Source organism: Wenzhouxiangella sp. YN1 (genome assembly GCF_056324145.1).
The window spans coordinates 61,521-87,184 of record NZ_JBJNIO010000115.1; the positions used below are offsets into that span (position 1 = coordinate 61,521).

At 64.4% G+C, this 25,664-nt stretch carries 25 protein-coding genes, 1 tRNA gene and 1 pseudogene; 17 read left to right on the forward strand and 10 right to left on the reverse strand.

All coding sequences use genetic code 11. The features are described from left to right. Window positions 1-128: 128 nt before the first annotated feature. From hslV to ACEWQZ_RS03085, 8 genes are all read left to right on the forward strand, one after another. Window positions 129-680: an ATP-dependent protease subunit HslV gene (hslV, locus tag ACEWQZ_RS03050; protein WP_476481602.1), complete on the forward strand. Its 552-nt coding sequence runs from the start codon at window positions 129-131 to the stop codon at window positions 678-680. Window positions 681-683: 3 nt separating this feature from the next. Further along, window positions 684-2,024: an ATP-dependent protease ATPase subunit HslU gene (gene hslU, locus ACEWQZ_RS03055; RefSeq protein ID WP_476481603.1), complete on the forward strand. Its 1,341-nt coding sequence runs from the start codon at window positions 684-686 to the stop codon at window positions 2,022-2,024. A 113-nt stretch (window positions 2,025-2,137) separates the two neighbouring features. Next, window positions 2,138-2,956, forward strand: a complete 819-nt coding sequence (locus tag ACEWQZ_RS03060) for an ABC transporter ATP-binding protein (protein ID WP_476481604.1) — start codon at window positions 2,138-2,140, stop codon at window positions 2,954-2,956. Further along, window positions 2,953-3,720 carry an MlaE family lipid ABC transporter permease subunit gene (locus tag ACEWQZ_RS03065; protein WP_476481605.1) on the forward strand — a complete coding sequence of 256 codons (768 nt, stop codon included), beginning with the start codon at window positions 2,953-2,955 and terminating at the stop codon, window positions 3,718-3,720. The genes ACEWQZ_RS03060 and ACEWQZ_RS03065 overlap by 4 nt, the downstream gene beginning before the upstream one ends. 10 nt (window positions 3,721-3,730) lie before the next feature. After that, a complete protein-coding gene (gene mlaD / locus ACEWQZ_RS03070) occupies window positions 3,731-4,201 on the forward strand; it encodes an outer membrane lipid asymmetry maintenance protein MlaD (RefSeq protein WP_476481606.1) in 471 nt (156 codons plus the stop codon). Beyond that, entirely contained in the window at window positions 4,198-4,803 is a 606-nt protein-coding gene (locus ACEWQZ_RS03075) for an MlaC/ttg2D family ABC transporter substrate-binding protein (protein ID WP_476481607.1), read from the forward strand. The genes mlaD and ACEWQZ_RS03075 overlap by 4 nt, the downstream gene beginning before the upstream one ends. After that, the gene (locus ACEWQZ_RS03080; protein WP_476481608.1) at window positions 4,796-5,116 is read left to right on the forward strand and encodes an STAS domain-containing protein; all 321 of its coding nucleotides are present in this window, start codon (window positions 4,796-4,798) and stop codon (window positions 5,114-5,116) included. The genes ACEWQZ_RS03075 and ACEWQZ_RS03080 overlap by 8 nt, the downstream gene beginning before the upstream one ends. Further along, window positions 5,113-5,844 (forward strand): MlaA family lipoprotein, encoded by a 732-nt coding sequence (locus ACEWQZ_RS03085; protein ID WP_476481609.1) that lies wholly within the window; start codon window positions 5,113-5,115, stop codon window positions 5,842-5,844. Before ACEWQZ_RS03080 ends, ACEWQZ_RS03085 begins: the two co-directional genes overlap by 4 nt. Here the strand turns inward: ACEWQZ_RS03085 and ACEWQZ_RS03090 are convergent. The 6 genes from ACEWQZ_RS03090 to ggt form a co-directional block, all read right to left on the reverse strand. Beyond that, complete coding sequence (locus tag ACEWQZ_RS03090) at window positions 5,835-6,740, reverse strand: SDR family oxidoreductase (protein WP_476481610.1); 906 nt, start codon at window positions 6,738-6,740, stop codon at window positions 5,835-5,837. The two genes, ACEWQZ_RS03085 and ACEWQZ_RS03090, sit on opposite strands and share 10 nt — an antisense overlap. Before the next feature lie 90 nt (window positions 6,741-6,830). After that, window positions 6,831-7,430, reverse strand: coding sequence for a DUF1501 domain-containing protein (locus ACEWQZ_RS03095; RefSeq protein ID WP_476481611.1), 600 nt, complete (start codon window positions 7,428-7,430; stop codon window positions 6,831-6,833). Then, window positions 7,418-8,173 carry a DUF1501 domain-containing protein gene (locus tag ACEWQZ_RS03100; protein ID WP_476481612.1) on the reverse strand — a complete coding sequence of 252 codons (756 nt, stop codon included), beginning with the start codon at window positions 8,171-8,173 and terminating at the stop codon, window positions 7,418-7,420. Before ACEWQZ_RS03100 ends, ACEWQZ_RS03095 begins: the two co-directional genes overlap by 13 nt. A 325-nt stretch (window positions 8,174-8,498) precedes the next feature. Further along, window positions 8,499-9,722, reverse strand: coding sequence for a DUF1800 domain-containing protein (locus tag ACEWQZ_RS03105; protein WP_476481613.1), 1,224 nt, complete (start codon window positions 9,720-9,722; stop codon window positions 8,499-8,501). Continuing rightward, complete coding sequence (locus ACEWQZ_RS03110) at window positions 9,722-10,126, reverse strand: hypothetical protein (RefSeq protein WP_476481614.1); 405 nt, start codon at window positions 10,124-10,126, stop codon at window positions 9,722-9,724. The genes ACEWQZ_RS03105 and ACEWQZ_RS03110 overlap by 1 nt, the downstream gene beginning before the upstream one ends. A gap of 217 nt (window positions 10,127-10,343) precedes the next feature. Next, on the reverse strand, window positions 10,344-12,032 hold the full coding sequence (gene ggt, locus ACEWQZ_RS03115) for a gamma-glutamyltransferase (protein WP_476481615.1): 1,689 nt from the start codon (window positions 12,030-12,032) through the stop codon (window positions 10,344-10,346). A 208-nt stretch (window positions 12,033-12,240) separates the two neighbouring features. Here ggt and ACEWQZ_RS03120 point away from each other — a divergent pair, with 208 nt between their 5' ends. Continuing rightward, window positions 12,241-14,832, forward strand: a complete 2,592-nt coding sequence (locus ACEWQZ_RS03120; RefSeq protein WP_476481616.1) for a TonB-dependent receptor plug domain-containing protein — start codon at window positions 12,241-12,243, stop codon at window positions 14,830-14,832. 42 nt (window positions 14,833-14,874) lie between these two features. Here ACEWQZ_RS03120 and coaD read toward each other — a convergent pair whose 3' ends face one another. Together coaD and rsmD are read right to left on the reverse strand one after the other, a co-directional pair. Further along, window positions 14,875-15,372: a pantetheine-phosphate adenylyltransferase gene (gene coaD, locus ACEWQZ_RS03125; RefSeq protein WP_476481617.1), complete on the reverse strand. Its 498-nt coding sequence runs from the start codon at window positions 15,370-15,372 to the stop codon at window positions 14,875-14,877. A gap of 89 nt (window positions 15,373-15,461) precedes the next feature. Then, the gene (rsmD, locus tag ACEWQZ_RS03130; protein WP_476481618.1) at window positions 15,462-16,016 is read right to left on the reverse strand and encodes a 16S rRNA (guanine(966)-N(2))-methyltransferase RsmD; all 555 of its coding nucleotides are present in this window, start codon (window positions 16,014-16,016) and stop codon (window positions 15,462-15,464) included. A gap of 168 nt (window positions 16,017-16,184) precedes the next feature. Here rsmD and ftsY point away from each other — a divergent pair, with 168 nt between their 5' ends. The 3 genes from ftsY (at window position 16,185) to ACEWQZ_RS03145 (ending at window position 18,695) form a co-directional block, all read left to right on the forward strand. Further along, entirely contained in the window at window positions 16,185-17,174 is a 990-nt protein-coding gene (gene ftsY, locus ACEWQZ_RS03135; protein ID WP_476481619.1) for a signal recognition particle-docking protein FtsY, read from the forward strand. Between the two features lie 119 nt (window positions 17,175-17,293). Further along, window positions 17,294-18,355: an A/G-specific adenine glycosylase gene (mutY, locus tag ACEWQZ_RS03140; RefSeq protein ID WP_476481620.1), complete on the forward strand. Its 1,062-nt coding sequence runs from the start codon at window positions 17,294-17,296 to the stop codon at window positions 18,353-18,355. A 64-nt stretch (window positions 18,356-18,419) separates the two neighbouring features. After that, window positions 18,420-18,695 carry an oxidative damage protection protein gene (locus ACEWQZ_RS03145; RefSeq protein ID WP_476481621.1) on the forward strand — a complete coding sequence of 92 codons (276 nt, stop codon included), beginning with the start codon at window positions 18,420-18,422 and terminating at the stop codon, window positions 18,693-18,695. Here the strand turns inward: ACEWQZ_RS03145 and ACEWQZ_RS03150 are convergent. Further along, window positions 18,674-19,057 (reverse strand): annotated as a pseudogene (locus ACEWQZ_RS03150) (DUF6491 family protein); the annotation flags it as partial. The gene ACEWQZ_RS03145 and the pseudogene ACEWQZ_RS03150 overlap by 22 nt on opposite strands. A 218-nt stretch (window positions 19,058-19,275) precedes the next feature. Between ACEWQZ_RS03150 and ACEWQZ_RS03155 the strand changes: the two are divergent. After that, window positions 19,276-19,351 (forward strand) — tRNA-Phe (locus ACEWQZ_RS03155). A 299-nt stretch (window positions 19,352-19,650) separates the two neighbouring features. Here the strand turns inward: ACEWQZ_RS03155 and ACEWQZ_RS03160 are convergent. Beyond that, window positions 19,651-22,545: a diguanylate cyclase gene (locus ACEWQZ_RS03160; RefSeq protein ID WP_476481622.1), complete on the reverse strand. Its 2,895-nt coding sequence runs from the start codon at window positions 22,543-22,545 to the stop codon at window positions 19,651-19,653. A gap of 272 nt (window positions 22,546-22,817) precedes the next feature. Here ACEWQZ_RS03160 and prmC point away from each other — a divergent pair, with 272 nt between their 5' ends. From prmC to ACEWQZ_RS03180, 4 genes are all read left to right on the forward strand, one after another. Then, entirely contained in the window at window positions 22,818-23,684 is an 867-nt protein-coding gene (prmC, locus tag ACEWQZ_RS03165) for a peptide chain release factor N(5)-glutamine methyltransferase (RefSeq protein ID WP_476481623.1), read from the forward strand. A 220-nt stretch (window positions 23,685-23,904) separates the two neighbouring features. Continuing rightward, entirely contained in the window at window positions 23,905-24,312 is a 408-nt protein-coding gene (rnk, locus tag ACEWQZ_RS03170) for a nucleoside diphosphate kinase regulator (RefSeq protein WP_476481624.1), read from the forward strand. Window positions 24,313-24,315: 3 nt separating this feature from the next. Continuing rightward, window positions 24,316-24,990, forward strand: a complete 675-nt coding sequence (locus ACEWQZ_RS03175) for a glycosyltransferase (protein WP_476481625.1) — start codon at window positions 24,316-24,318, stop codon at window positions 24,988-24,990. Continuing rightward, window positions 24,987-25,658, forward strand: coding sequence for a TIGR04282 family arsenosugar biosynthesis glycosyltransferase (locus ACEWQZ_RS03180; protein ID WP_476481626.1), 672 nt, complete (start codon window positions 24,987-24,989; stop codon window positions 25,656-25,658). The genes ACEWQZ_RS03175 and ACEWQZ_RS03180 overlap by 4 nt, the downstream gene beginning before the upstream one ends. The last annotated feature ends 6 nt before the right edge of the window (window positions 25,659-25,664 follow it).

Below are 25,664 nucleotides of genomic sequence, written 5' to 3' on the forward strand. Positions count from 1 at the left end.
CAACCACCCAAGCCGCCCGGCTACGCCGGTCTCGACCATCGAGATTCGGTTCTACGCACCCCTGCCTTGCCCCATGCCGTAAAGACCCCCATGTTCTTCCCTCACCCAACGGCAGCGAGCCCACGACAATGGAACAATATCGCGGCACGACCATCGTTTCGGTGCGGCGCGGCGACCAGGTGGTGATTGCCGGCGACGGCCAGGTCACGCTCGGCAACACGATCATGAAATCCAACGCGCGCAAGGTCAGAAGACTGTACAAGGGCCAGATTCTGGCCGGTTTTGCCGGCGCCACGGCAGACGCCTTCACCTTGTTCGAACGCTTTGAAAGCAAGCTGGAGATGCATTCCGGCCATCTCACTCGCGCGGCCGTGGAGCTGGCCAAGGACTGGCGCACCGATCGCCTGCTGCGGCGCCTCGAAGCGCTGCTCGCGGTGGCCGATCACGAGGCCTCGCTGATCATCTCGGGCAACGGCGACGTGATCGAGCCCGAAGAGGGCCTGATCGCGATCGGATCGGGCGGCCCCTTTGCCCAGTCTGCCGCCCGCGCCCTGCAGCGCCACACCGAGCTCGACGCCGAGGCGATCTGCCGCGAGGCTTTGACGATTGCCGGTGAGGTCTGCATCTATACCAACCACCATTTCACCGTCGAGACGCTCGACACCAACTCAACCGAGTAGATCATGACGCAGATGACACCCCGCGAAATCGTCCAGGAACTGGATCGCCACATCATTGGCCAGGCCGATGCCAAGCGCGCTGTGGCCATCGCCCTGAGAAACCGCTGGCGACGCATGCAGGTCGACGAGAAGCTGCAGCCGGAGATCACGCCCAAGAACATCCTGATGATCGGGCCGACCGGTGTCGGCAAGACCGAAATCGCACGCCGCCTGGCCAAGATGGCCAGGGCGCCCTTCATCAAGGTCGAGGCGACCAAGTTCACTGAGGTGGGCTATGTCGGCAAGGATGTCGAGTCCATTATCCGCGACCTCACCGAAGCGGGCTACAAGCTGGCGCGCGACGAGGCGATGAACAAGGTGCGCTCGCGCGCCGAAGACGCGGCAGTCGAGCGCGTGCTCGACATCATGCTGCCGCGCCAGCAGAGTTCGGGCTTTGCCAATGCGCCAGAGGAGGAAACCGATACCTCCACCGAGACCCGGCGCAAGATGATGCGAAAGCTCCTCGACGGCGACTTCAACGAGCGCGAGATCGAGGTCGATCTCGACATGCACATGGGCGTGGAGATCATGGCGCCGCCGGGCATGGAAGAGATGACCAACCAGCTCCAGCAGATGTTTTCCAACATGTCCGGGCAGCGCAAGCAAAAGCGCCGCATGAAGGTCAAGGACGCCATCCCGGTGCTGGTCGAGGAAGAAGCTGCGCACATGATCAACGACGAAGAGGTCAAGCAGCAGGGTCTCAAGATCGCGGAGCAGCACGGCATCGTCTTTCTTGACGAAATCGACAAGGTGGCCCGCCGCGCCGAAGGAGGCGGCTCGGGCGAGATTTCGCGCGAGGGCGTGCAACGTGACCTGTTGCCGCTGGTCGAAGGCACCACGGTCAACACGCGCTACGGACCGGTCAGCACCAACCACATTCTGTTCATTGCCTCGGGCGCTTTCCATGTCGCCAGACCTTCCGACCTGGTGCCCGAGCTGCAGGGTCGCCTGCCCATTCGCGTGGAGCTGCGGGCCCTGTCGGTCGAGGACTTCAAGCGCATCCTGACCGAACCTGACGCCTGCCTGACCGAGCAGTACGTTGCATTAATGGCCACCGAGGGCCTCGATCTGGAGTTCACCGACGACGCCATCACCCGCCTGGCCGAAATCAGCTTCGCGGTCAATGAATCGACCGAGAACATCGGCGCGCGACGGCTGCACACGATCATGGAGCGTCTGCTCGAGGAAGTCTCGTATTCTGCACCCGACCACAGCAGTGAAAAGGTGGTTGTCGATGCCGAGTACGTCGATCGCTCGCTGAAGGATCTGGCAGGAAACGAAGACCTGAGCCGTTACATTCTTTAACTGCTGCAAGCGGGCAACGACCGGCAGCGAGCGCAGATCGGGCGGCACGCAAACCAAACTTGCGGCCGCCTTTGCGGTCGGATCACGGACAGGCCGGGATAATCCTAATCAATATGAGTCAAGCTTCCGATATAGCCATTTCGCTCAAGGGCGTGACTGTTCGTCTGGGCGGGCGTGCGATTCTCGAGGATTTCGACCTCGACGTGCCCGCTGGGCAGGTCACGGCCGTGATGGGCCCAAGCGGGGCGGGCAAGACCACCGTGCTGCGGCTGATCACCGGCCAGCTCAAGCCCGATGCTGGCGAGGTGTGGATCGGTCAGACGCGGGTCGATCGCCTTGGCAGCAAGGCGCTGGGCCGTGTCCGTCGCAACATCGGTGTGCTGCTGCAAAACGGCGCCCTGTTTACCGACCTGACGGCCTTTGACAACGTCGCCTTGCCTCTGCGCGAGCACACCGATCTGCCCGCGTCATTGATACGCCGCGTGGTGTTGATGAAACTGGAGATGGTGGGCCTGCGCGGCGCCGCCGATCTTTATCCGGCCGAGCTGTCAGGCGGCATGAAGCGCCGCGTCGCTACCGCACGCGCCATGGCGCTGGACCCACAGACCGTCATCTATGACGAGCCTTTTGCCGGACTCGACCCGATCTCGCTCGGCGTGTCCCTGCGCTTGATCCGCGATATCAATGCGGCCCTGCGCACCACCAGCATCGTCATCACCCACGACGTGCGTGAGGTGACCCGGCTGGCCGAACACGCCTGCATCATCGCCGACCGTCGTCTGGTGGCTGCGGGCACGCCCGACGAGCTGGCCGCCAGCGACAACCCGTTGGTGCGCCAGTTCATGCAGGGCCAGCCCGACGGACCGGTGCCGTTTCACTATCCCGGCCCAACGCTCGATGAGCAGCTGCTGACGCAAGGGGAAACGAGATGAGCGCCGGCCCATCACATACCGTACTGGCCGCCCCCGTTCGCGAGCTTGGCCGAGCCGGCCTGTTTCTGCTCACGGCCATTTCGCGCATGCGCTTTGGCCCGCGCCAGCTGGGCGAGATCCTGCGCCAGGTATATTTTGCCGGCGTACGCTCGCTGGTCATCATCGTCATCAGCGGCTTTTTCGTCGGCCTGGTGCTGACGCTGCAAACCTATGACACCCTGACGCGCTTCGGCGCGGCCGATGCCGTATCGACGGTGCTGGCCCTGTCCTTGTTTCGCGAGCTTGGCCCGGTGCTGGCCGCCCTGCTGTTTGCCGGGCGCGCGGGCACCTCGATTACCGCCGAAATCGGCCTGATGCGCGCCACCGAGCAGCTTGACGCGCTCGACCTGATGGCCATCGACCCGATGGAGCGCATCGTGCAGCCGCGCCTGCTGGCCGGCCTGATTGCCCTGCCGGCGCTGGTGCTGATCTTCAACCTGACCGCGATTGTCGGCGGCATTTTCTTTGCCGTCTACCTGATGGGCAGTGATCCAACCACCTTCTGGGCCAACATGCAGTCATCGGTCGGGCTGATGCGCGACTTCGGCGGCGGCATGCTCAAGTCGGTGTGCTTCGGCTTCGTGGCTGCCTGGCTGGCGGTCTGGTTCGGCTGGTCGGCGCGCCCCACCAGCGAAGGCGTGGCCCTGGCAACAACCCAGACCGTGATCGCGACCGCCATCGTCGTGCTGATGCTCGACTTCGTTCTTTCAGCATTCATGCTTTGAAGGGAAAACCATGAGATCGTCCCAACAAATCGAACTGACCGCCGGCGTTTTTCTGCTGCTGGCCATCGCCGCGCTCGTCTTTCTTGCTCTGCACGCTACCGACCGGGGCGTGGTGTCGGGCGAGCACTACGAAGTCACCGCCGAATTCTCCAACATCGGCGGCCTCAAGCCGCGCGCCAATGTCAGCATGGGCGGGGTGCCCATCGGCATGGTCGAGTCGATCGTGCTCGACCCGGAAACCCTGGAACCCCGAGTAACCATGCGCATCAGCAGCGAATACGATCAGCTTCCCGAAGACACCTCGGCCTCGATCCTGACCAGCGGCATTCTCGGGGATCAATACATCGGCCTCGAGCCGGGGGGTTCGCCCGAAGCGCTGCAAGACGGCGACAGCATTCTGATCACCAGCTCGGCGATGGTGCTCGAGCAGCTGATCAGCCGCTACATGTTCAACACCGAAGGTGAAGGAGAAGAGCAGTGATTCGTATTCTGGGACTCATGATTCTGCTTGCTGGCAGCGCGGTTCAGGCAGCCGACGACCCGGCATCCGTCATTGCCGACACCACCGCACATCTGTCGGAACTGATCCAGGACAACCGGCAGCACTACCGGGATGACCCCGAAGAGCTCAAACGCGACGTCAAGATGGCACTGCTGCCGATCATCGACGAAGTCTACTCGGCACGCCTGGTACTGGGCCGCAACGCCCGCGGCCGGGATCAAGAGCAGATCAAGGCGTTTGCCGACGCATTGGCCACGCAGCTGCTCGACCGCTACGCCACCGCCCTGCTCGACTACGACCTCCACGAGCGTGTCGAAATCCTGCCGCTGGCCGGCAAGAACACCGAGCGCCAGACCCGGGTGCGCACCCGGGTGCAGCTCGACAGCAGCCAGAAAGCACCGGTGGATTACGTCATGCGCAAGACCGACGAAGGCTGGCAGGTGTTCGACGTTATCGTCGAAGGCATTTCCTACGTGGCCACCTTCCGCTCGCAGATCGATCAGGAGATTCGCGAGACCAGCTTTGACGACATGCTCGAGCGCCTGCAAAGCGGGCAGTACGAGGTGGAGATCGATGACTGACAGCGGCGAGACACTGTGGTTGGAAGGGCAAATGACCGCCCGGGAAGTGCCCGCGCTGGAGCGGCACTACCGCGACCGCTTCAAGCAGCTACCACTGCCTTCGCGCATCAATCTGGAGAAGGTCGAAAGCGCCGACTCCAGCGCGCTGGCCCTGCTTCTGGAGTGGCAAGCGCAGGCCCGGCAGGCCGGTGCCGATCTGCATTTTGACACCCCGCCGCGGGCACTGAAGGTCATTGCCCGCCTGACCGGGGTTGCCCCGCTGCTGGGGTGGGAGCAGGCGGCCGGAAATACCGACTCCGGAGCGCAGGAATGACCCGCTCTCTGCTGCTGGCCGCCGCGGTCGTCATCTTGCTGGCCGGCTGCGCGACCACGCCGGCGCCACCGGACGAGCGCCATCCCCAGGACCCCTGGGAGCACTACAACCGCGAGGTCTTCAAGTTCAACTCGGCAGTAGACCAGGCAATCGTGCGTCCGCTGGCGGTCGGCTACGGCAAGATCACGCCGGCGCCGGCGCAGCGCGGCATTCGCAATTTTTTCGCCAACATCCGCTCTCCGGTTGACCAGATCAACCTGCTGCTGCAGGGCCGCCCGGCCGATGCCGGTACCGAGTTCATGCGCTTTCTGGTCAACACCACCGTGGGGCTGGCCGGCCTGTTTGATCCGGCTACCGACAGCGGCATCGAGAGCTTCGACGAAGACTTCGGTCAGACCATGGCGGTCTGGGGCTGGGAAGACAGCCGTTTCATCATGCTGCCGTTTCTCGGGCCGTCGACCCTGCGCGATGGCCTGGGCCGCGGATCCGACATCTATACCGATTTCGTCTGGCGCTGGACGTTGAAAGAGTCCAGCTATGGCCTGATCGGGCTCAACGTGCTCCAGCTGCGCCACGCTCTGCTGCCGCTCGACGAAGACCTCAGAAGCGCCTACGACCCTTATACCTTCATGCGCGATGGCTGGCTGCAGCGCCGCCGCCACGCCATCGGCGACGGCGACGACGAACTGCCGGACTACGAAGCCTTTCTCGACGACGGTCAGCCGTAGAGCGAAAGCAGGTAACCCAGGCGGTCGCGCACCCAGGTGCTGACGGGCGTCAGCTTGACATTCAGGCGCTGCTCCAGCGCCGCCGTATCCACCCGGGGCCCGTCGTCGAGACTGGCATAGCCTGCATACAGCCCGGCGAGAAGCTCGCCGGCATGTGCGCTGCCGGTATAGTGGCTCATCGACTCGGCAAAAGCGTCGATACTCAGCGGCGCATAATGCACTTCGCGACCGTAGACATCGACCAGCAGGCGACAGAGCTCGGGAGCGGACACCGCCTCGGGACTGGCCACGTCAATCACCTCGCCGACCACATCGGCGTCCAGACAAGCCACTGCGATCCGCCCCTGATCTTCGGTCGCAGTCCAGTTCAGACGCTGATCGATATCCAGCGGCGGATAGATCAGGCGACCGTACTCGCGAATCTCGCGGGTCACGTGTGGCCACACCAGGTTACCCAGATAGAGCGTCGGGCGCAGAACCACCGCCGGCACATCGGCCGAGACAATCCGCTCGGAGAGCCGGCGCAGACCGTCAACGAAGGGCCCCGGCGGCATGTCGTCACCGCAATAGCCGCTGGTGGTAAACACCACCCGCCCAAGCTTTCGATCGGCTGCGGCAGCAAGCACATGGTCAACGATCCGCTCGGCCTCCGGCAGATCGGGCATCACCGGCAGGTGAAAAAACACAGCGTCAACCCCATCGGCTGCGGCCTGAACATCGTCTTTGTCGAGCAGGTCGGCGTGCACCTTGTCGACGCTTCCGGGCAGCATTTCCTGTGCCTGATCCAGATCACGGGTCGCCGCACGCACCGCCCAGCCGGCGTTGATCGCCGCCTCGACCACGGGATAGCCCTGGGTGCCTGTCGCGCCGAAGACCAGCAGCGTTTTCTTGTCCATGCACAATCACCTCTGTCTTAGCTGCAGATCAGCATACCAACTCAGCCGGTGCGTGCATCAAATCCTGCAGGCACGCCGCGGAAAGACCACTCAGGGTACAAAAACGCCCGGCGGCGAATAACCCCCGATACCCGGAAAAACGGCGTCAAGATGATCGGGCGGCAATCCCATGCGCCGCACCAGCGCCTCGGCCAGCACCTGCCGATAGTCGGTGGTCGTGGCAAGATCCTGGCCCTCGAGCAGCGAGCCGGCATCCAGCCCCGGAAAACTGCCGTGCATGCCACCGTTGACGCGACCGCCCAGCGCGAGCATGACGTTGCCGTGGCCGTGATCGGTGCCGCTGGCGGCGTTGGGCCGGATCTTGCGGCCGAACTCGCTGAGCACGACCACGTTGACGCGGTTCATCAGATTGCCCTGCGATGACGAGGCCAGATCGGTGTAGAAGGCGTCGAGCGACCGCGAAAGCTCCTCGACGCGAATGCCGTAGTAGTCGTAGTGATCCGGGTTGCCGGGATCAGGCATGCCCTGGCCAGCGTGCGTGTCCCAGCCGCCATAGTCGACGGTGGCGGCGACAATGCCCATGTTCTGCTTGATCAGCTGCGCCAGGCTGCGAAGCTGGTCGCCAAGCGTGCCGTCAGGATACTGCGCTCCGCCGTCGGGCTGGTAGGCCTCGAAGTTCATCGCGCGCATCTGCTCGAGCGCCTCGGCGGTATCGCGCCCGGCCTGTAACAGGGGCTGTTGCCGCCGGCGCTCCACAAGGCATCGAGCCGGCGATGGGCGGCCTGATGACCAGCCAGGTCCGGGTCGCTTTCGTTCCAGGACCAGTGAAAACCGTCGATCCGGAACGACTCGGGCGAGGCCACGGTCAGCGCGGCAGTCGAGCCCATCAGCGACATCGGACGGGTGTCGGAGAAACCGAAAACGGCCGCGATATCCGCGGCCGGCAGGCCGTCGGCGGCGGCCAGGTAGCGCGTCAGCCAGCCATCGGCCGTGCTCTTGTTGCCGGGCGTGCCCAGGTCCATCCAGGCCTGGGCGTCGAAATGACTGCGCGACAGGTGGGTGGGCATGCCCGCACCCTGGACAATGGCCAGCCTGTCGCTGTTCCAGAGCCGGCGCAGCCATTTCGGCGTGCTGCCGATGCTGTCGCCGGGTCCGCCGCCGGCGCGCGGGTGCAGCGCCCAATTGTCCGTGATCTGGCGCAGCCGCGACTCGGGAATGGCCATGTTCGAGCGCAGCATCTCGTAGTGACTACGTTCGGCGCCAGCGTAAGGCACGACCAGGTGCAGGCCGTCCATGCCGCCGCGCAAGAAGACGTAGACGATCACGTCACTGCTGCCCTGCCCAGCGACAGCCGGGCGCCAGAAGGTGCTCAGCGGCACCGCGCCGGCAAGCGCAGCGGCACAACAGCCTTGAAGAAAAGCGCGGCGTTTCATCGCTGGTAGAACTCCGGCAGCATAATGATCAGGGCCACGGTGGCGCGCAGCCGCGCAGGCGTTCATTAACCCGGCAGCCCTATAGATCGCATTCAGGGCTTCAAGAATGGCTCGAATCAAGGCGTCGCTCGCCGCGAAGGGTGATTCCCTTTGCAAGAGCGACAACGCCGAGTCGGGCCATTCTTGAAGCCCCGAACTGGTTGATATTGAACGACCGGCTGCGCTGTGCATCCCGACAGACGGCGTTAGCGAAACTTGCTGTAGGAGTGCTACAGCGGCGTTTCGCTGCCTTGCTGTCGGGATGCACAGCGCGGCTGAATGCGATCTATAGGGCTGCCGGGTTAATATGCTCGCTCAGGTCGCCTGTGTTCCAGCGGCCATCGGGCAGATCGCTGGTGATATCCAGCGGCGCGCTGGCAGCGGCATTCTGGCGCAGGAAATCGATCAGCTCGGCCCGACGCGACGACGCCACGGGTCGCCCGATCAGGCGTTCCAGCCAGAAATCGACCAGGCCCTGCGCACTGCGCTGCGATAACGCGGGCAGTCCGGCCAGGGTCTGCTCGTGAATGCGCAGCAGAAACTGGTCATTGTCATCGTCGAGCTCGGGCATGCGGCTGAGCAGGCGCCAGGTCTGGCCCATGACCGAAGCCGAGGTCCAGCGATCGGCGGTGTCGGGGTAGCCATCCGGCGAGGGCCAGCGGAAACAGCCGTGCCCGGTCTGGCGAAAGCGGTAGAGCAGGTCACCGTAAGGGCTCCAGCCCCCGGTCGGCTGCGGCTCGATCTCGGCTGCGGTCTTGCGGAAAGCCGCGCACATCAGCTCGAAGGGCCGGCGCGTCTTGACGCCACCGCCGTTGACGAAAAAATCGGAGCTGAGGATATGGCGTACGACCCGGGCGATCTGGTCGTCGGCCTGCCAGTGCTCGTGCCAGACGGCCGCGGCCGACTCCACCAGGGACGGCGGCGGATCGTCGTCGATCAAGCGTCGGCAAAGTTTCGTGCACAGGTGCTTGGCCGTCTGGCGGTGCATGCACATGTAGCTCATGGCCAGCACGGCTTCCATCTGCCCGAGCGGGTCGATCCAGTCGCCGAGAACGTACTTGCTGCCGTACTCGTGCCAGTTGTCGTAGAAGACGAACTCGCCGGTGTCGTATTGGGGATTGTCCGGCATGCCCCAGTGGCCGTTGCGAATGGTCCAGCCGGTAAAGCAGCGCGCCACGTCGTAGACATCCGCGTCGCTGTAGCCGATCGCCAGCCCGTCGTCACCTTTCGGGATCTGGCCGTGCGCGGCGCCGGGATAATAGGCGTCGGAACCCAGGGTGTGCAGCTCCATGAGCTCGCGCGCCCAGTTTTCGTTGTAGCCGCCGGCGCGGTTGTCCTTGTTGTCCAGGTAGATCAGCATGGCCGGCGAGCGCGCCACTGCCTCGAGCATCTCGCGGAAACTGCCCAGGGCATGCGGCCGGATGACATCGCGGTCGTATTGCGCGAATACCGGGGCAATACTGAACTCCCGGCCGGCGATGCTGAAGCGATCGTGCCAGAACTCGGTCATCACCTCGTAGAGCTGCCGGCGCGCATGATACGCGCGGCCTCGGTCTCGGCCACTGGAAGATGCCGATCGTCACTACCCCGGACATGATCGGCCCACAGCTCAGCAGTCGATTTATCCAGGGTCTGATAGCCAGCGGCCGCCAGGCGCTGTTCGAGGTCGTTGTCGTCCAAGGATTGCCAGGCGAGCTGCTCATCCAGCCAGGCGTTCAGGCGCGCCTGGTCGTTGGAGCCCAGCGAGAGAAAATGATCGATGTCTTCGGGTCGCGCGCCATAGGTAGCGCGCTCGAGAACGCGGCGGGCAAAATCCGGGCCGGCGCTGGATTGATCCTCGAAGCGGTCATCGAAGATGCGATCGCCGCTCCCCTGAACGGCGTCGCGCATGGTCCCCCCGGTATTGCTTTCCATAAGCTGCAATCCGGATGCGTGAGCGCCAGCTTAGCGGAAAACGCCCTGGCTGTCCGTGACCACCATCACGGCTCAGGCAGGTTGAAAACAGCTTTACAAGCCGCGAATGCGCCGTCGTCTCGGCTCCGAGCCAAAACCATCCTGGCAGCGGCATCGGCATGCAGGAGGCCCCGGATCAAGTCCGGGGCGAGAGTTGATTGACCCGAACGCCCGAACCTCAGTCGATGTCGATCACGACCGCCCCGCCCGACTCCCAGCGTGGATCGTGGGCGGCCTCGAGTTCGCCGGTCTGGCGGTTCCACATCACGCCGTGCATGTTGCCCCAGGTGCGATCACGTACGGTCACGGTGTGGCCCTTTTCTTCCAGGAGCTTGATCTGCGCGGCAGTCAGTGCATCGGGTTCGATCGAGATTTCATCAGGCAGATACTGGTGGTGGAAGCGGGGCAGCGACACCCAGCTTTCCGGGCCGTTACCGTCAATGAAATCGAGAACGCCCAGCAGCACCATGGTGATGATGCGCGAGCCGCCCGGCGTGCCGAGCACGGCGGTGCGGTCGTCGCCGATGACAATGGTCGGGGTCATCGACGAGAGCATGCGCTTGCCCGGCTCGATGGCGTTGGCGGCAAAACCGATCAGGCCGTAGGCGTTGGGCTCGCCCGGCTTGGCGGAAAAGTCGTCCATTTCGTTGTTGACCAGCACGCCCGTGCCCGGCGGCACGTAGGCTGCGCCAAACGGCAGGTTGACCGTCAGCGTGGCCGAAACCATGTTGCCTTCCGAGTCGATCAGCGAGAAATGCGTGGTATCGGTGCTTTCCTTGCCCAGCCGGTCGGGATCGGCGGCCAGCATCGACGAGGGTGTGGCCCGATCCAGGCGCAGCGTGGTGCGCAGGCCGGCGGCATAATCATCGCTCAAGAGCATGTCGGCGGGAATGTCGACAAAATCCGGGTCACCAAGGTAGAGCGCGCGGTCGCGATAGGCGCGGCGCATGGCTTCGGCCAGCACGTGCACGCGCTCGGCCTGCTGCATGCCGGCCAGGTCGAAGGGCTCGACCAGCTTGAGCATCTGGCCAATGGCGATACCGCCCGAAGATGGCGGCGTGGCGGTGATCAGCTGATAGCCGCGATAGCTGCTGCGCACCGGCTCGCGTTCGACAACCTCATAATCGGCAAAATCTGCCAGGGTCCAGATGCCCCCGGTGGCCTGCACCCCTTCGACCAGCTTTGCTGCCACCTCGCCACTGTAGAAACCCTCTTTGCCGTGTTCAGCCAGGGCGCGCAGGGTTTTGCCCAGATCCGGATTGCGAATGATGTCGCCAACAGCGGGTACATCGCCATCGGGCATGAATATGGCGGCCGTCTCGGGCCAGCGCTGCATCACCTCGGCACGGTAACCAATCAGGGAGTGATACTTGGCATCTACCGGAAAGCCCTCTTCGGCCAGGCGGATGGCCGGCGCGAGCAACTCTGACAGCTCCAGACTGCCGTAGGCTTCAGCGATATGCACCCAGGCCGCCGGCGCCCCGGGAATGCCGCCGGCCAGCGCGCCGTTGATGGCGCGATCGCGATCGACTTCACCCTGATCATTCACGTACATGTCGGCGGTGGCAGCAGCGGGCGCGGTCTCACGCCCGTCGACCATCACCGAATGCCCATCGGCAACGCGGTGCAGCAGCCAGAAGCCGCCGCCGCCGATGCCGGACGACTCCGGCTCGACCACGGCCAGCGCGGCCGACACGGCCACCGCCGCATCAAAGGCGTTGCCGCCTTTTTCCATGATTTCCACGCCGGCATTCGTGGCCAGTTCGTGCGCGCTCGAAATCGCGGCCCGGCCGGGGCCGGCGGCCGCCGCGGCGGAGAAGGCCACCAGCAGCAGGCAGGCCAGGGTTGCGCGGAAGGCTTGGTTCATCACTGGGCGCATCACTCGCTCCATCTGTCGGTTCGAATTCACTGTTCAGGCCCGGAATATAGCACGCAGCCGCAAGACCTCTAGTTAACGAACTGCTTGCATTTATTTAACGCCGGCGGGATAGTGATAACCACCTGCCAGTTTTCAGACCGCCAGCGCCTGCGCGTCACTCCGGCCACAGGCGCACCCAACAAGAGGAGGGGAAGACATGCAAGAAGAACATCGTCAAAATCACTGCGAGCGCTCAAGACGCTGGCGTATGGTCAGCACCAGCGGCCAGACGGTTGGCCTGGCCATGGGTCTGGCGATTGGCCTGGCCATGATCGCCTTTCCGGCTGCCGCGCAGGACAGCGCTGATACAGACGAACGCGCTGCAGAGAACGCCGACACCACCGACCGCATCGCCGTGACGGGCACGCGCCGCCGCGGTCGTACCGCCGCCGACAGCAACGTGCCCATCGACACCATCTCGGCCGACGAGATCATCTCCACCGGCATGACCGAAACGGCCGAGATCATGTCGCGGCTGCTGCCCAGCTTCAACTTTCCGCGCTCTTCAATCACCGATGGCACCGACCAGGTGCGCCCGGCCCAGCTCAGGGGCCTGGCTCCCGACCAGACGCTGGTGCTGGTCAATGGCAAGCGACGTCACACCTCGGCGTTGGTGAACCTCAACGGCTCGGTGGGCCGCGGCTCGACCGCGGTGGACTTCAACCTCATCCCGCCCAACGCAATCGAACGCATCGAAGTGCTGCGCGACGGCGCCGCGGCACAGTACGGCTCGGACGCCATTGCCGGTGTGATCAACATCGTGCTCAGGGACCAGCCGGGCGGCTTCGGTGTGTCGGCAATCTACGGCCAGAACCACACCAGCGTCGACGGCGTGCCGCGGGTGGCAAACGTGGCCATCAGCCCGCTTGAGGAGCTGAAGATAGAAAAAGGCAAGGATCGAACCGCCAACGACGGCGAGACCGTGACCCTGCGCGCCGACGGCGGTTTTGCCCTGGGCAGCGAGGGCTTTTTCCATGCCTCGGGCCAGTTCCGCAGCAGCAACCCGACCAACCGCGCCGGCTTCGATCCGCGTGAGCAGTTCCCGCGTCTGGACGACGGCAGCCTGGATCCGCGCGAGCTGACGTTCAACCGCATCAATCATCGTTTCGGTGACCCCAACGTCGAGGAACTCTCGCTGTTCTACAACGCCGGACTGCCGCTGGGCAACGGCGGCTTCGAGCTGTACTCTTTTGGCAGCTACGCTGATCGCGAAGGGGATGCCGGCGGTTTCTATCGACGCGCACTCGACGCTCGCAACGTTCCCGAGATCTATCCGGAGGGCTTTCTGCCCCTGATCACCACCGACACCCGCGACAAGAGCGCGGCCATCGGCGTTCGCGGTGACCTTTCCGACTGGTTCCTGGACTTTTCCCTGACCTATGGCGAAAACGACCTCGAATTCGGCGTCGACAACACCCTCAATGCCTCGCTCGGGCCCACCAGTCCGACGACGTTTTTCGCCGGCAGCCTGAAAAACGACCAGCTGGTATTCAATGCCGACGCCTCGCGCCTGTTCCAGTTCGGCAACACGCCGGTCAACATCGCCACAGGCGTTGAATACCGCGACGAGGGCTACGAGATCGAGGCCGGTGAGAGAGCCAGCTACATTGACGGTCCGTTCCCCGGCGCTGCTGGCAGTCAGGTTTTCCCGGGTTTCACGCCGGAATCGGCCATCAGCCAGAGCCGCGACAGCGCCAGCATCTATGCTGAAGCCGACGCCGACCTCACGACTGACTTCAACATGACTGCGGCCCTGCGCTTCGAGGACTATTCCGATTTCGGTTCGACCCTCAACAGCAAGCTGGCCGGGCGCTACCGCATCAACGACTCGGTCGCGATCCGCGCCTCGGGCTCCACCGGCTTCCGCGCACCTTCACTCGCGCAGCAGACCTTTACCTCGGTGGCCACGGTATTCGTCGACTCAGTGCCCACTGAAACCGGCACCTTCCGTCCCGATAGCCAGGTCGCCCAGGCACTGGGCTCGCCCGGCCTGCAGGAAGAGGAAAGCGTTTCGTTCTCCGCCGGGTTCGTGTTCACCCCGATGCCGGGGCTCAACCTCACGGCGGATTTCTTCCACATCAAGATCGATGATCGCATCGTGCTTTCGGAAAACCTCTCGGGGCCGGGCATCGAGCGGCTGCTGGAAGGCACCGGTGCCAATCGCGCGCGCTTTTTCCTCAATGGCATCGACAGCAAGACGCGCGGCGTCGACCTGGTCGGCAGCTATGATCTGGAGCTCAACGAATGGGGCCGACTGAACCTGGCCGGCGGTTTCAACTACACCGACAACGAGGTCACCAGCGTCATCGATCCGCCGGAAGAGCTGGCGCAGGTCGGCGTCACCGAAGACAACCTGTTCTCCCGTCGTGAACGCAAGCGCTTCGAGGAAGGCGCCCCCAAGACCAAGTTCAATATCGGTGGCACCTGGTACTACAACGCCTTCACGGTCAACCTGATGACCACCCGCTTCGGCGATACGGTCGACGCCGGTACAGACAAGGCCAACGATCAGAAACTGCCGGCCAAGTGGATCACCGACCTCGAGGTCAGCTACCAGGCCAACGATGCCATGTCGCTGTCGCTTGGTGCCAACAACGTCTTCGACGTCTATCCCGACACGTCCAGAGAGATCCTCGAAAGCACCGGCCGCTCGGCTGGCACTTTCGATCTCATCTTCCCGTACTCGGGCTTCTCGCCGTTTGGTTTCAACGGCCGCTATATCTACACGCGGGTGGACCTGCGCTTCTGATCCACTTCGCCCCGGCCGCCACTTGGCGGCCGGGTCGCGCTTTCAGGAGTAGTGCTCGCGCAGCGCGGCAGAAACACGCGGGTTGACGAAACGACCGACATCGCCCTGCAGCCGCGCAATTTCCTTGACCAACGATGAGGAAATGAAGCTGTATTTTTCCGCCGGCGTCAGAAACACGGTTTCCACATCCTCAATCAGGTGGCGATTCATCGAGGCGAGCTGAAACTCGTACTCGAAGTCCGATACCGCGCGCAAACCACGCAGGATCACCCCCGCCCCATGCTCTTGGACAAAATGCGCCAGCAGGTTGTTGAAGCCAACCACGTCAACGTTGTCCAATCCTTCCTCGGCGAGCACTTGTCGCGCCAGCCCGATGCGATCGTCGAGCGGAAAAGACGGCTGCTTGTGCGGACTTTCGGCAATCGCCACGATAATGCGACGATACATGTGCGAAGCACGCGCGATCAGATCGGTATGCCCGTGGGTCATGGGATCGAAGGTGCCGGGATAGACGGCAAGGCCATAATCGGGCTGGGACATCACAGGCGTCTCGGAAAAAATCAACGCGCATTATAACGCCCGGTCAGAAATCCGCCCGGACGCCGCGGCACGCCACCTGCCGATTGGGTTCAGCGCCTTGCGAGCAGCGTCATCCGGACCTCGCCCAGAACCTTGCTCCGCCGCATCTCGTAGCGTTCGCACGGCTCCGGCTCCGGCAGACGAGCATCCTGCTCGAGGTAAACCAGCGCCTCCGGCGCCAGATGCCCGTCATCGACAAGGCACCCGAGAAGCTCTTTCTGCAGACCATCAGCAAACGGCGGGTCGATGAAAACCAGATCAAAGGAGCGATGATCGGTTTGCAGCCAGCGCCGCACATCGCCGCCGACCACCTCCATACGCTCGCCGCCCGGCCAGGTTTCGGCGACCTTGTGCAGCGCTGCGACCAGGCGCCGATCGCGCTCCACCAGAACCGCCAGCGTCGCGCCCCGGGAAAGCGCCTCCAGCCCCAGCGCGCCGGTGCCGGCAAACAGGTCCAGACAACGGGCCCCCGGCACGCTTGCCTGCAGCCAGTTGAACAGGGTTTCGCGCGCGCGGTCGCCGGTCGGGCGCAGGCCCGGGCGGTTCGGAACCTCCAGCTTCCGGCCACGCCACTGGCCGCCGATAATCCTGATCCTGCCTGTCATGGGGGTGATAGCATACCGGGTTGACGAGCGAGCCGACCGTTCAGTTGCAATCCGCCGACACTTCCGCCACCCGTGTTCGGGGTGGTCGGCTCATTCGCCGCAGATGCCACCACAGCCTGCGCGAGAATCGTCACGGCAATTAAAACGTAAACCTTTGAACCAATTCCGATGTTTTCCATCTTCAAGCGCAAGAAATCCGGCAAGGGCGTGGAAACCACGCAGGTCCGCCCGGCCGAACAGTCCGATGCCGATCCGCTCGAAAAGCGTCTCGAGCGAACCCGATCCAGCCTCGGCAGCCTGTTTGGCCTGATCGGCTCGGCCGAGCGAATCGACGAAGACCTCATCGAAGAGATCGAAACCACGCTGCTGACCGCCGACGTCGGCGTTGCCGCAACCACTCGCATCGTCGACCGGCTGCGCGACGGCGTGCGCCAGGGCGTGATCAGCGAACCCGCTCAGGTGCTGCCGGCCGTTCAAGCCGAGCTCTACGACCTGATCGAGCCCTGCGAGGACTTCCTCGCCATCGGCGAGGAGCACAAGCCCTTCGTCATCCTGATGGTCGGCGTCAACGGCGTGGGCAAGACAACCACTATCGGCAAGCTGGCGCGACGCTACCTCGACGAAGGCAAGAAGGTCATGCTGGCCGCGGGCGATACTTTCCGCGCCGCCGCAGTCGAGCAGCTGCAGGCCTGGGGCGAACGCAACGACGTGCCGGTCGTGGCGCAGGCAACCGGCGCCGACACCGCCGCGGTGATCTACGATGCGCTGCATTCAGCGCGCGCGCGCGAGGTGGATGTGCTGATTGCCGACACCGCCGGGCGGCTGCATACCCAGGACAACCTGATGGCCGAGCTGTCCAAGATCATCCGCGTGATGAAGAAGATCGACCCGGAGGCGCCGCACGAAACCATGCTGGTGGTCGACGCCGGCACCGGCCAGAACGCGCTGGCACAGGCGCGCCAGTTCAACGAGGCCGCGCAGCTGACCGGCATTGCGGTGACCAAGCTTGACGGCACCGCCCGCGGCGGCGTGCTGTTTGCCATTGCCGAGGAAATGGAAATTCCCATTCGTTTCATCGGCGTGGGTGAATCGGTCGCCGACCTGCGCCCCTTCGACGCCGGCACCTTCGTGCATGCGATCCTGCCGGTCGAAGCCTGAATCGGGACCACATCCCGACCGACGGTCGTTGAGCGGTGATCACGCCTGGCTGATGCGTGTCCCAAGCCCCTGTCTCGTCCGCCGCGGATGTAGACGCGACCCACGCGGGCCTCGAACCAATGCCGACGCCACCTGAAACCTCCGTGCCTTCCGCGGTGCCTCAAGCCGCCTTCGCCGAACGCCTGCTGGCCTGGTGGCAAGCTCATGGTCGCCAAGACCTTCCCTGGCAGAAGAACCGCACGCCCTATCGGGTCTGGGTAGCCGAGATCATGCTGCAGCAAACGCAGGTGCGCACGGTCATTCCCTACTTCGAGCGCTTCATGACCGCCTTCCCCGACCTGGAGACGCTGGCGCGTGCTCCGATCGACGAGGTGCTGGCGCTCTGGTCGGGCCTGGGCTACTACGCCCGGGCCCGCAATCTGCACGCGGCCGCCCTTGCCTGTCTCGAAAACCACGACGGCGAGCTGCCTGCCGATGCCGATGCGCTCGACGCCCTGCCGGGCATCGGCAGATCGACCGCCAACGCCATCGTCGCCCAGGCGCATGACCGGCCCGCCACCATCCTCGATGGCAACGTCAAGCGCGTGCTGGCAAGGCATGCCGGCATTGCGGGCTGGCCCGGACGAGCCGCGGTAGAGCGGGCGCTATGGGCCCGCGCCGAAGACTGTACGCCCGACAATCGCGCCGCTGACTACACCCAGGCGATCATGGATCTGGGCGCGATGATCTGCAGCCCGCGGCACCCGGCTTGCCGGCAATGCCCGGTCGCCGCCGACTGCGTCGCCCGGCTGACCGGGCGCATCGAAGAACTGCCCGGAAAGAAGCCCCGCAAGGCTCGGCCCCGGCGCACGACAACCCTGATGATCATCGAAAACGACCGCGGCGAACTCCTGCTGCAGCGGCGCCCGCCTGCCGGAATCTGGGGCGGGCTGTGGACGCTGCCGGAGCATGGCGACATCCAGCCGGCGCGCGTCAGCTGCGCCGCCGAGCCACCGGAAGCCGTCGTTCATCAGTTCACGCACTTCACGCTCGATATTCATTTCCAGCGGGTTCGCGTCCCGAGCGACCTTCAGGTGAGCGAAGACCCTGACAGCTGCTGGCTGACACCGGCCCAGGCCCTGCGCCGCGGCCTGCCACAACCGATACGGCGGATGATCGAACGGCTTTTCCGCCAACGCTGAACCGGCACCCCCGCACCCGGCCAGAGACGTATCATTGAACCCCATCTTCAGGAGATCACTTCAGATGAGCGAGCGCAAAATCCACTGTCAGTACCTCGAACGCGAAGCCGAAGGCCTGCCCCGCCCGCCACTTCCCGGCGAACTCGGGCAGCGAATCCACGAAAACATCTCGAAACAAGCCTGGCAGAAGTGGCTCGACCACCAGACCATGCTGATCAACGAAAAGCGCCTGAGCCCGATCGACCCTGAGCACCGTCGGTATCTCGAGACGCAGGCCGAAGCGTTCCTGTTCGGCGGCGAGGTCGATCAGGCCGAAGGCTACACCCCACCCGAGGACTGATCGTCGACTTCCGCCGCGGGGCTGCCCTGCCCCTCCGGCAGCGATTGGTTCTGCTCTGCCAGCTCGGCCTCCACGGCGTCAAGGTCCAGGCGACGAACCGACTGAACCTGACAGGTCTGGCCGCGGATATCGACGCGGTCGAACTCGCTGAGCACGTTGCGGCGCGAATTGATCAGGCGCATCGAGATCGCGGTATCGAGATTCAGATCGCAGGCCCCGATGAGCCGCACCAGATAGTGACGCGAGCGATCCATTTCGAACACGACCGCGTGCGGGCCCACGGCCCACCAGTTGCGAATGTTGGTGTATCGCACCCAGCTCTGGCTGGCGCCGGCGTGACGCTCGTAGAGGGCCAGCTCGTTGAACTGATCGCGTGACTCACCGGATACGGCTCAGGCCGCGATCATGACAGGCATCAAAATGAGCATGATCGTGCGCATTGCTACACCTTTTCAGTCGAAGCTCACTGGTTATGGACGGCAAGCCCGGAAAAAAGTGCCGTGCGATCGCGGTTGACTTCGGCAGCCAAAAGGGGTTTAATGTGCGGCTTGCCGGCCATGAGCCGGAAGGCAGCAAACAGGGCCAGGTAGCTCAGTCGGTAGAGCAGGGGATTGAAAATCCCCGTGTCGGCGGTTCGATTCCGTCCCTGGCCACCATCCCTTACCAGCTTCAACGCTTGCGCTTGCGATCAACACTTTCCACCGAACCGCCTGTCCGGCTTCGCCGGGCGGTTAGATGGCTGGCCTGCGGCCAGCGAGCTACGCTTAACGCTCCGGTTCCGTCCCTGGCCACCACCTTCCCGCTTCACCCGACTCGCTTCCGATCCACTCTTGCCAACGAACCGCCTCTCGCGCTTCGCGCGGCGGTTAGATGGCTGGCCTGTGGCCAGCGAGCTGCGCTGACGCTCCGGTTCCACCCCTGGCGACCTCTGGCCGCTTTTCCCTGCTGTCTTCGATCAACTTCCCTGTCGGCGGCGCAGCGCGCCCTGCTCTATCAAGGCCTCGGTATCGGTCTTGGCGGCCTGAATGAAGTCGGCGTGGTCGCTCGCTGAGAACCGCTCGCCGGGCATGAGTTGCACCCAGCAGTCCCGGCCGGCAGCCTTGGCCTGATAGACGGCGACATCAGCCAGCTTCACGACCTGCTCCCAGTCGAGCGCGTCGACCGATTCACCAAAGGGATAGCAGGCTATGCCTACCGAACAGGTCACGGCGATCGGCTCACCGCCTTCATCGATCGAAAAGTCCGCCGCACGCACGGCAGTCATGATGCGTTCCGCGATCTGGCCGGCGTTTTCGGCTTCGGTCTGGCAGGCGACGACCATGAACTCCTCGCCGCCCCAGCGAATCATGTAGTCGCTTTTGCGCAGCCGATCCGACACTACCCGGCTGAACGCCACCAGCATGTTGTCGCCGACATCGTGCCCGAACTCATCGTTGATGCGCTTGAAGTCGTCGAGGTCGATCATCAGAAACGCGAGGTCGCTGCTGGTCGACATCCCGTCGGCGTGAGCGCGCCGGCAGCGCGCGAGGTCCTCACCGATGCGCTCGGCCAGATAGCGTCGGTTGGGCAGACCGGTAAGCTGATCGGTGCGCGCGGTATGGCGCAGCCGCTGATTGGCCTCGCTGAGCTCCGAGGTGCGCTGGCGCACGATACGCTGCAGGCGTCGGCGCGTCGCCTTGATGTGGCGCAGGCGCAGGTGCACCGCAAACCACAAAAGCGCAAACAAGCCCAGGGCAGCAGCGGTAATGAACCAGGGGTTGGCCCAGAAAGGGGTGATGACCTGGAAAGCAAAGCGCACCGGCTCCGGACTCCAGACGCCGTCCGGGTTGGCAGCCTTGACCTCGAAAACGTAGTCACCGTGGCCCAGGTTGGCATAGGTCACCTGCCGGCTGGCAGCAGGGCTCGACCAGCGCCTGGTGGCGCCACGGAGCCGATATTTGAAGCGCACGGCAGTTTCGTCCTGAAAGCTCAGGCCGGCAAAACGCAGAACCAGGCTGCCGGAACGAAACGGCAGCCGATCACCGGCATTCACGGCCCGCCCGTCGAGACGGACCGATTCGATGACGACCGGCGGCGGTAGGGTATTGCGATACTCCCGTTCTGCGGCGTAGCGCATCAGACCGTCGGCCGAGGCAAACCACAGCAAGCCGTCGCTGCTCTGAAGCGCACCGGTGGCACCGCCCTCCAGGTGCAAAAGCCCATCGCGCCGGGTGTAGTTGACAACCCTACCGTCCTCCATCCGCGACAGGCCGCGATTGGTATAGGCCCAGACGCGGCCGTGATCATCTTCCAGCACCTGCCAGGCCGAATTGTCGGCCAACCCATCGTCACGGGTGAATTGTGCAATGCGGCCATCGGGCCAGACCCGGAAAATGCCGTCGCCGTTGCTGCCGACCCACATCGAGCCGTCCGCCGACGGCGCCAGATCCCACAATATCTGGTCAGTCAGGCCCTCTGCAGCGCGATATTGTTGAAGGCCTTCTTCCGGGTCGAGCACCAGCAGGCCGCTGCGCAATGTCGCAAACCAGAGGCGTCCGGCATCGTCTTCGCGGATCCGAAAGGCGAACGCATCGGCCAGAACAGACTCATCGGGCGTGCGCAGCGCGCCACGATCACGATAACGCGTGCCACGAGTGCTGCTGATCCACAGCCTGTCACGGTGATCGGTCAATAGGGCATGGACCTCCTGAGACGGCAAACCGCTGGTGCTGTCGATCACTTCGGTCACACCCTGCCCCGGCCGCCAGCGCGCCACCCCCTGGCCGGTGGCAATCCAGGCCACATCGGGTGGTTCGAAGGCAATGCTGTAGACCCGGTTGTCGGGCAAGCCGTCCTCGCGCCGCAACACGGTGGACGCCTCGAAATCGCGGTGCCCGTCGCGGCGCGGCACGATCTGCAGCCCTTCGTGCGTGCCCAGCCACAGACGCTGCTGATCGTCTTCATTGATGGTGCGAACGAACGACGACAGCAAACCGGTTTGGGCCGAGTAGCCTTCGAACGGGCCGGGCAGAACCTTGACCAGCCCCTGATCGGTCGCCAGCCAGACCAGCCCCTCGCGATCGTGGGTGACGGCCAGCAAGCGCTTGTTGGGCAGACCCTCGCGCGTGCCCAGATGCTCCAGCTCACCGGGAAACCCCCTGACCAGCCCTTCCGCACTCGCCAGCCACAGCCGTTGCTCAGCATCGAAATCGATGTCGTTGATGCGCGTCCCCGGCGGCAGCGGCAGCTCATGTTCCGTGACCGTTGCGGACGCGGGGTCGACGGCAAAAAGCCGCCCGCCCGCTCCGGCCCAGAGCTGACCCCCGTGGAACTCCAGGCTATGTACTGCGGGGTCATCGGTCGGCAGAGAAACCGCCACGGTCTGGTCGGGCTCAAGCCGGAAAAGGCCGCTCTGGGCCGCCAGCCACGCCCGCCCGCGATCATCGAAGGCCAGCGCATGAATCACCCTCGAGCCGGGTCTTTCATTCCATTGGCTCACCGGCTCCAGCCGATCACCGGCATAACGAAACACCCCTTCGTCGGCAGCCACCAGCACCTGATCGCGACCGATCAGGACATCATTGACCAGGAGCTGATCCATGCCCGGCGGGCTGATGCAGACAAAATCAGCGGCCTCTTTTCTGCACAATCCCTGAGCCGTGCCTGCCCAGACAGTGCCGTCCGGGCCGGAGTCCACAACCGCAACAAAGCTGCTCGGCAGACCGCTGTCAGCGCCAAAGACAGTGAAACGATCGCCGTTGTATCGCGTCAGGCCACCGTAAGTACCGACCCAGAGATAGCCTTCGGCATCCTGGTGCACGCTGCTGACCTGGCTTTGCGGAATGCCGTCGCGGGTATCGTAACGATGCATGTTAAGCTGTGCCGCAGCGGCGGGCAGGCTGGCAACCAACAGCAACAGCGGCAGCCAGGCCGCCCTCGTTCGAGGTCGATTATCTGATGTCATCGTTCTTCGCATCAGGTCCATCGGGAACGTGCCCGGATAACACGGCAATTGAAGCGAACCCCCCGCAAAACAAATAACTCGAGGTGCGGCAACATTCATTATGCCGCGGCCACCGGCGCTTCACAAGGCGGCATAATCAAGCTTTGGGGGGTTCGTCACGAAGCTGGGCACACTGTCTGATGCACTCGACCACGAACGATGATCACGAATCCGCGCTTTCCGTCGCAACAGCGCTTGTCCGGGCGCGCAAACGCCTTGACAGCCGCCTCGAGGCGGACCTGCTGGCCTGCCATGCGCTGGACTGCGATCGCAGCTGGCTGTATGCCCATGACGACGACCCGATCGACGCGGCGTCGGCGGCACGCCTCGAGCACCTGGTAGAACAACGTGTGCAAGGCCGGCCGATCGCACAGCTATGCGGCCAACGGGAGTTTTACGGCCGCGATTTCCATGTTGACGAACGCGTGCTGATTCCACGCCCCGAAACCGAACTATTGATCGAGCTGGCGCTGTCGCTCGAGCTGCCCGAATGCGCCCGCATCTGCGATGTCGGTACCGGCTCCGGATGCATTGCCCTGACCCTGGCTGCAGAACGACCGCAGTGGCGTATCGCGGCCGTCGACCAGTCGGGCGACGCACTGGCCGTGGCCGCGATCAATCGCGATCGTCTGCGCCTGGATCAAGTCGCGCTTTTCCACGGCAACCTGCTCGAGCCACTGCCTGATCACCGCTTCGAGCTGATTGTCTCCAATCCGCCCTATGTGGGCGCGGCCGACCCCCACCTTGCCAGCGGCGACCTGCGCTTCGAGCCGCACGCAGCGCTGGCCGCCGGGCCGGATGGCCTCGCTGTCATCCGTCGACTCCTGCCCGCGAGCTTCGAAAGACTGACGAGTGACGGCTGGCTACTGATCGAACACGGCCACGACCAGGCGGCCGCGGTTCGCGCCCTGCTGGAGGCGGCCGGATTCGCGCAGGTGGCCTCCCGGCGCGACCTGGCCGGGATCGAGCGAGTATCGCTCGGGAAAAAACCCGCCGACAAGTCCTGACACCCTCTATTTCTCACAGCGCCAACCCTCCGGGAACGCGCCGCACCGGCTACAGCCGCCCCATGCTGGTCGCGCAGTGTTTGAGTCGCTTTGGCACAATCGGGCCGGAAAGGAGTACACTGTTGTACCCACGGGGCAAGATTTTCGAATGCAAAGGGCCGGCAGCCGTCATGCGGACGCTGCCGGCTTTTTGCACATACGGACGCTGCAGGATGTGACCATGAGCACCAGACCTCCCATCACCATCTCATCGATGGATCTTCACCGGCTCGAGCAACTGCTCGATGATCTGCCGAACAACGCCTTCTCCGGAATGGCCGAGCTCGAGTCCGAGCTGGCCCGCGGCGTGTTGACCGAGCCGGGGGAGATACCGGCTGATGTCGTGACCATGAACTCCAGGGTGCGCCTGTCCGTCGACGGACATGAATATACCAAAACCCTGGTTTACCCCGCCTCGCTGACCGATTCCGAACAACAGATTTCGGTGATGGCACCCGTGGGCAGCGCCCTGCTGGGCATGCAGGAAGGCAAGGGCATCGACTGGCCGCGCCCCGGCGGCGGCAGCATGCACGTGCGCGTCGAGCAGGTCGTCTACCAACCCGAGCGCGAGGGCGAGCTGCACCGCTGAGACATGCCCGGCTACCTGCTCAGCCTCGTTGTTCCGGTCGGACCGCGGGACCGGCTTGATCCACAATTACACCACGCACTGGAAGCGCGACCGCCAAGCTGCGAATTGATCATCAGCGCGGCCACCTCCACAAAGCAACGCTGGCCACGCGCCGCGATCGCGGTTGTCGGCCCCGCCGGCCGCGCGCGGCAGCTCAATGCGGGCGCCCGGGCGGCCAGCGCAGACTGGCTGTGGTTCGTGCACGCCGACAGCGTGATCGCGCCCACCGCCCTGGATCGCGCCGTGGCTTTTGCCAGGCACGCGCACGATGCCATCGGCTACGGCTGGCTGCGGTTCCTGCCCGACGGGCCGAGGCTCACGAGGCTCAACGCCCTCGGCGCCAATCTGCGCTCGCGTTTTTTCGGCTTGCCCTATGGCGACCAGAGCCTGTGCATGCCAGGCGGGCGATTGCAGGACCTGGGTGGTTTTCGCGAAGACCTGGAACGCGGCGAAGATCTCGACCTGATTGTGCGTGCCCGCAGCGCCGGCGTGCCGGTCCGGCCCATGGGGCTGCGCGTGGCCACCAGCGCCCGGCGCTACGGCGCGCATGGCTGGCTGCGCCTGACCTGGCAGCACCAGATCGCGGCCCGCCGCCTGATTCGAAGCGCGCGCGCCAGCGACACCACCGGGCTTTCATGACCGCCATAGCAATCTTCGTCAAGACTCCCGGGCTGACACCGCTCAAGACCCGCCTGGCCGCCACGATCGGAGACAAGTCGGCAACCCGGCTATATCTGCAGTGTGCCACCGCCGTTGCCCAGGCCGCGCGGCGGTCGGAGAGCGGCCCGGTCTACTGGGCCAGCGCCGAGGCCGTGGAGCAATCCGGGGCTCGCTGGCCAGATCTGCCGCTGCTGGCGCAGGGAGGCGGCAGCCTGGGCGCGCGCATGCATCGCGTCCTCGACCAGCTTGTCCGGCGACACGGTGGCGGCCTGCTGCTGGGCGCCGACGCCCCGCAGCTCGAACCCGCCGTGCTGCACCGCGCTGCCGAGTGGCTGCGCCGGGAAACTGCCGCCAGGGTGCTGGGACCGGCCCGTGACGGCGGCTTCTGGACGTTTGGCGCCAACCATGTACCGCCGCTGAAGAAGTGGACACGCGTTGTCTACAGCCGTCCGGATACGCTGCGGGCGTTTCGGGAGTCCATTGGTGATGATGGCGAATGGCTGGAGCTGCCGATGCTGACCGATCTGGACACCCGGGCGGACATATGGCCATTGACCCAGGAGCTGCGGAACCTGCGTGACCCGCTGCCGTCTCAACAAGCGCTGCTGGCAACGCTTGCAGAAACCCTGGAAAGGCCGGTCCGCTGAAATCCT

Coding starts and splice junctions, on each gene's coding strand:
- ACEWQZ_RS03085 (WP_476481609.1), top strand. CDS start 5,113: ATGACCCGCTCTCTGCTGCTGGCCGCCGCGGTCGTCATCTTGCTGGCC.
- ftsY (WP_476481619.1), top strand. CDS start 16,185: ATGTTTTCCATCTTCAAGCGCAAGAAATCCGGCAAGGGCGTGGAAACC.
- rnk (WP_476481624.1), top strand. CDS start 23,905: ATGAGCACCAGACCTCCCATCACCATCTCATCGATGGATCTTCACCGG.
- ACEWQZ_RS03120 (WP_476481616.1), top strand. CDS start 12,241: ATGCAAGAAGAACATCGTCAAAATCACTGCGAGCGCTCAAGACGCTGG.
- ACEWQZ_RS03090 (WP_476481610.1), bottom strand. CDS start 6,740: ATGGACAAGAAAACGCTGCTGGTCTTCGGCGCGACAGGCACCCAGGGC.
- ACEWQZ_RS03065 (WP_476481605.1), top strand. CDS start 2,953: ATGAGCGCCGGCCCATCACATACCGTACTGGCCGCCCCCGTTCGCGAG.
- rsmD (WP_476481618.1), bottom strand. CDS start 16,016: ATGACAGGCAGGATCAGGATTATCGGCGGCCAGTGGCGTGGCCGGAAG.
- ACEWQZ_RS03110 (WP_476481614.1), bottom strand. CDS start 10,126: ATGGAAAGCAATACCGGGGGGACCATGCGCGACGCCGTTCAGGGGAGC.
- prmC (WP_476481623.1), top strand. CDS start 22,818: ATGCACTCGACCACGAACGATGATCACGAATCCGCGCTTTCCGTCGCA.
- coaD (WP_476481617.1), bottom strand. CDS start 15,372: ATGTCCCAGCCCGATTATGGCCTTGCCGTCTATCCCGGCACCTTCGAT.
- ACEWQZ_RS03080 (WP_476481608.1), top strand. CDS start 4,796: ATGACTGACAGCGGCGAGACACTGTGGTTGGAAGGGCAAATGACCGCC.
- hslV (WP_476481602.1), top strand. CDS start 129: ATGGAACAATATCGCGGCACGACCATCGTTTCGGTGCGGCGCGGCGAC.
- mutY (WP_476481620.1), top strand. CDS start 17,294: ATGCCGACGCCACCTGAAACCTCCGTGCCTTCCGCGGTGCCTCAAGCC.
- ACEWQZ_RS03175 (WP_476481625.1), top strand. CDS start 24,316: ATGCCCGGCTACCTGCTCAGCCTCGTTGTTCCGGTCGGACCGCGGGAC.
- ACEWQZ_RS03100 (WP_476481612.1), bottom strand. CDS start 8,173: ATGAAACGCCGCGCTTTTCTTCAAGGCTGTTGTGCCGCTGCGCTTGCC.
- ACEWQZ_RS03095 (WP_476481611.1), bottom strand. CDS start 7,430: ATGCGCGCGATGAACTTCGAGGCCTACCAGCCCGACGGCGGAGCGCAG.
- ggt (WP_476481615.1), bottom strand. CDS start 12,032: ATGAACCAAGCCTTCCGCGCAACCCTGGCCTGCCTGCTGCTGGTGGCC.
- ACEWQZ_RS03060 (WP_476481604.1), top strand. CDS start 2,138: ATGAGTCAAGCTTCCGATATAGCCATTTCGCTCAAGGGCGTGACTGTT.
- hslU (WP_476481603.1), top strand. CDS start 684: ATGACGCAGATGACACCCCGCGAAATCGTCCAGGAACTGGATCGCCAC.
- mlaD (WP_476481606.1), top strand. CDS start 3,731: ATGAGATCGTCCCAACAAATCGAACTGACCGCCGGCGTTTTTCTGCTG.
- ACEWQZ_RS03160 (WP_476481622.1), bottom strand. CDS start 22,545: ATGCATCGTTACGATACCCGCGACGGCATTCCGCAAAGCCAGGTCAGC.
- ACEWQZ_RS03145 (WP_476481621.1), top strand. CDS start 18,420: ATGAGCGAGCGCAAAATCCACTGTCAGTACCTCGAACGCGAAGCCGAA.
- ACEWQZ_RS03105 (WP_476481613.1), bottom strand. CDS start 9,722: ATGACCGAGTTCTGGCACGATCGCTTCAGCATCGCCGGCCGGGAGTTC.
- ACEWQZ_RS03180 (WP_476481626.1), top strand. CDS start 24,987: ATGACCGCCATAGCAATCTTCGTCAAGACTCCCGGGCTGACACCGCTC.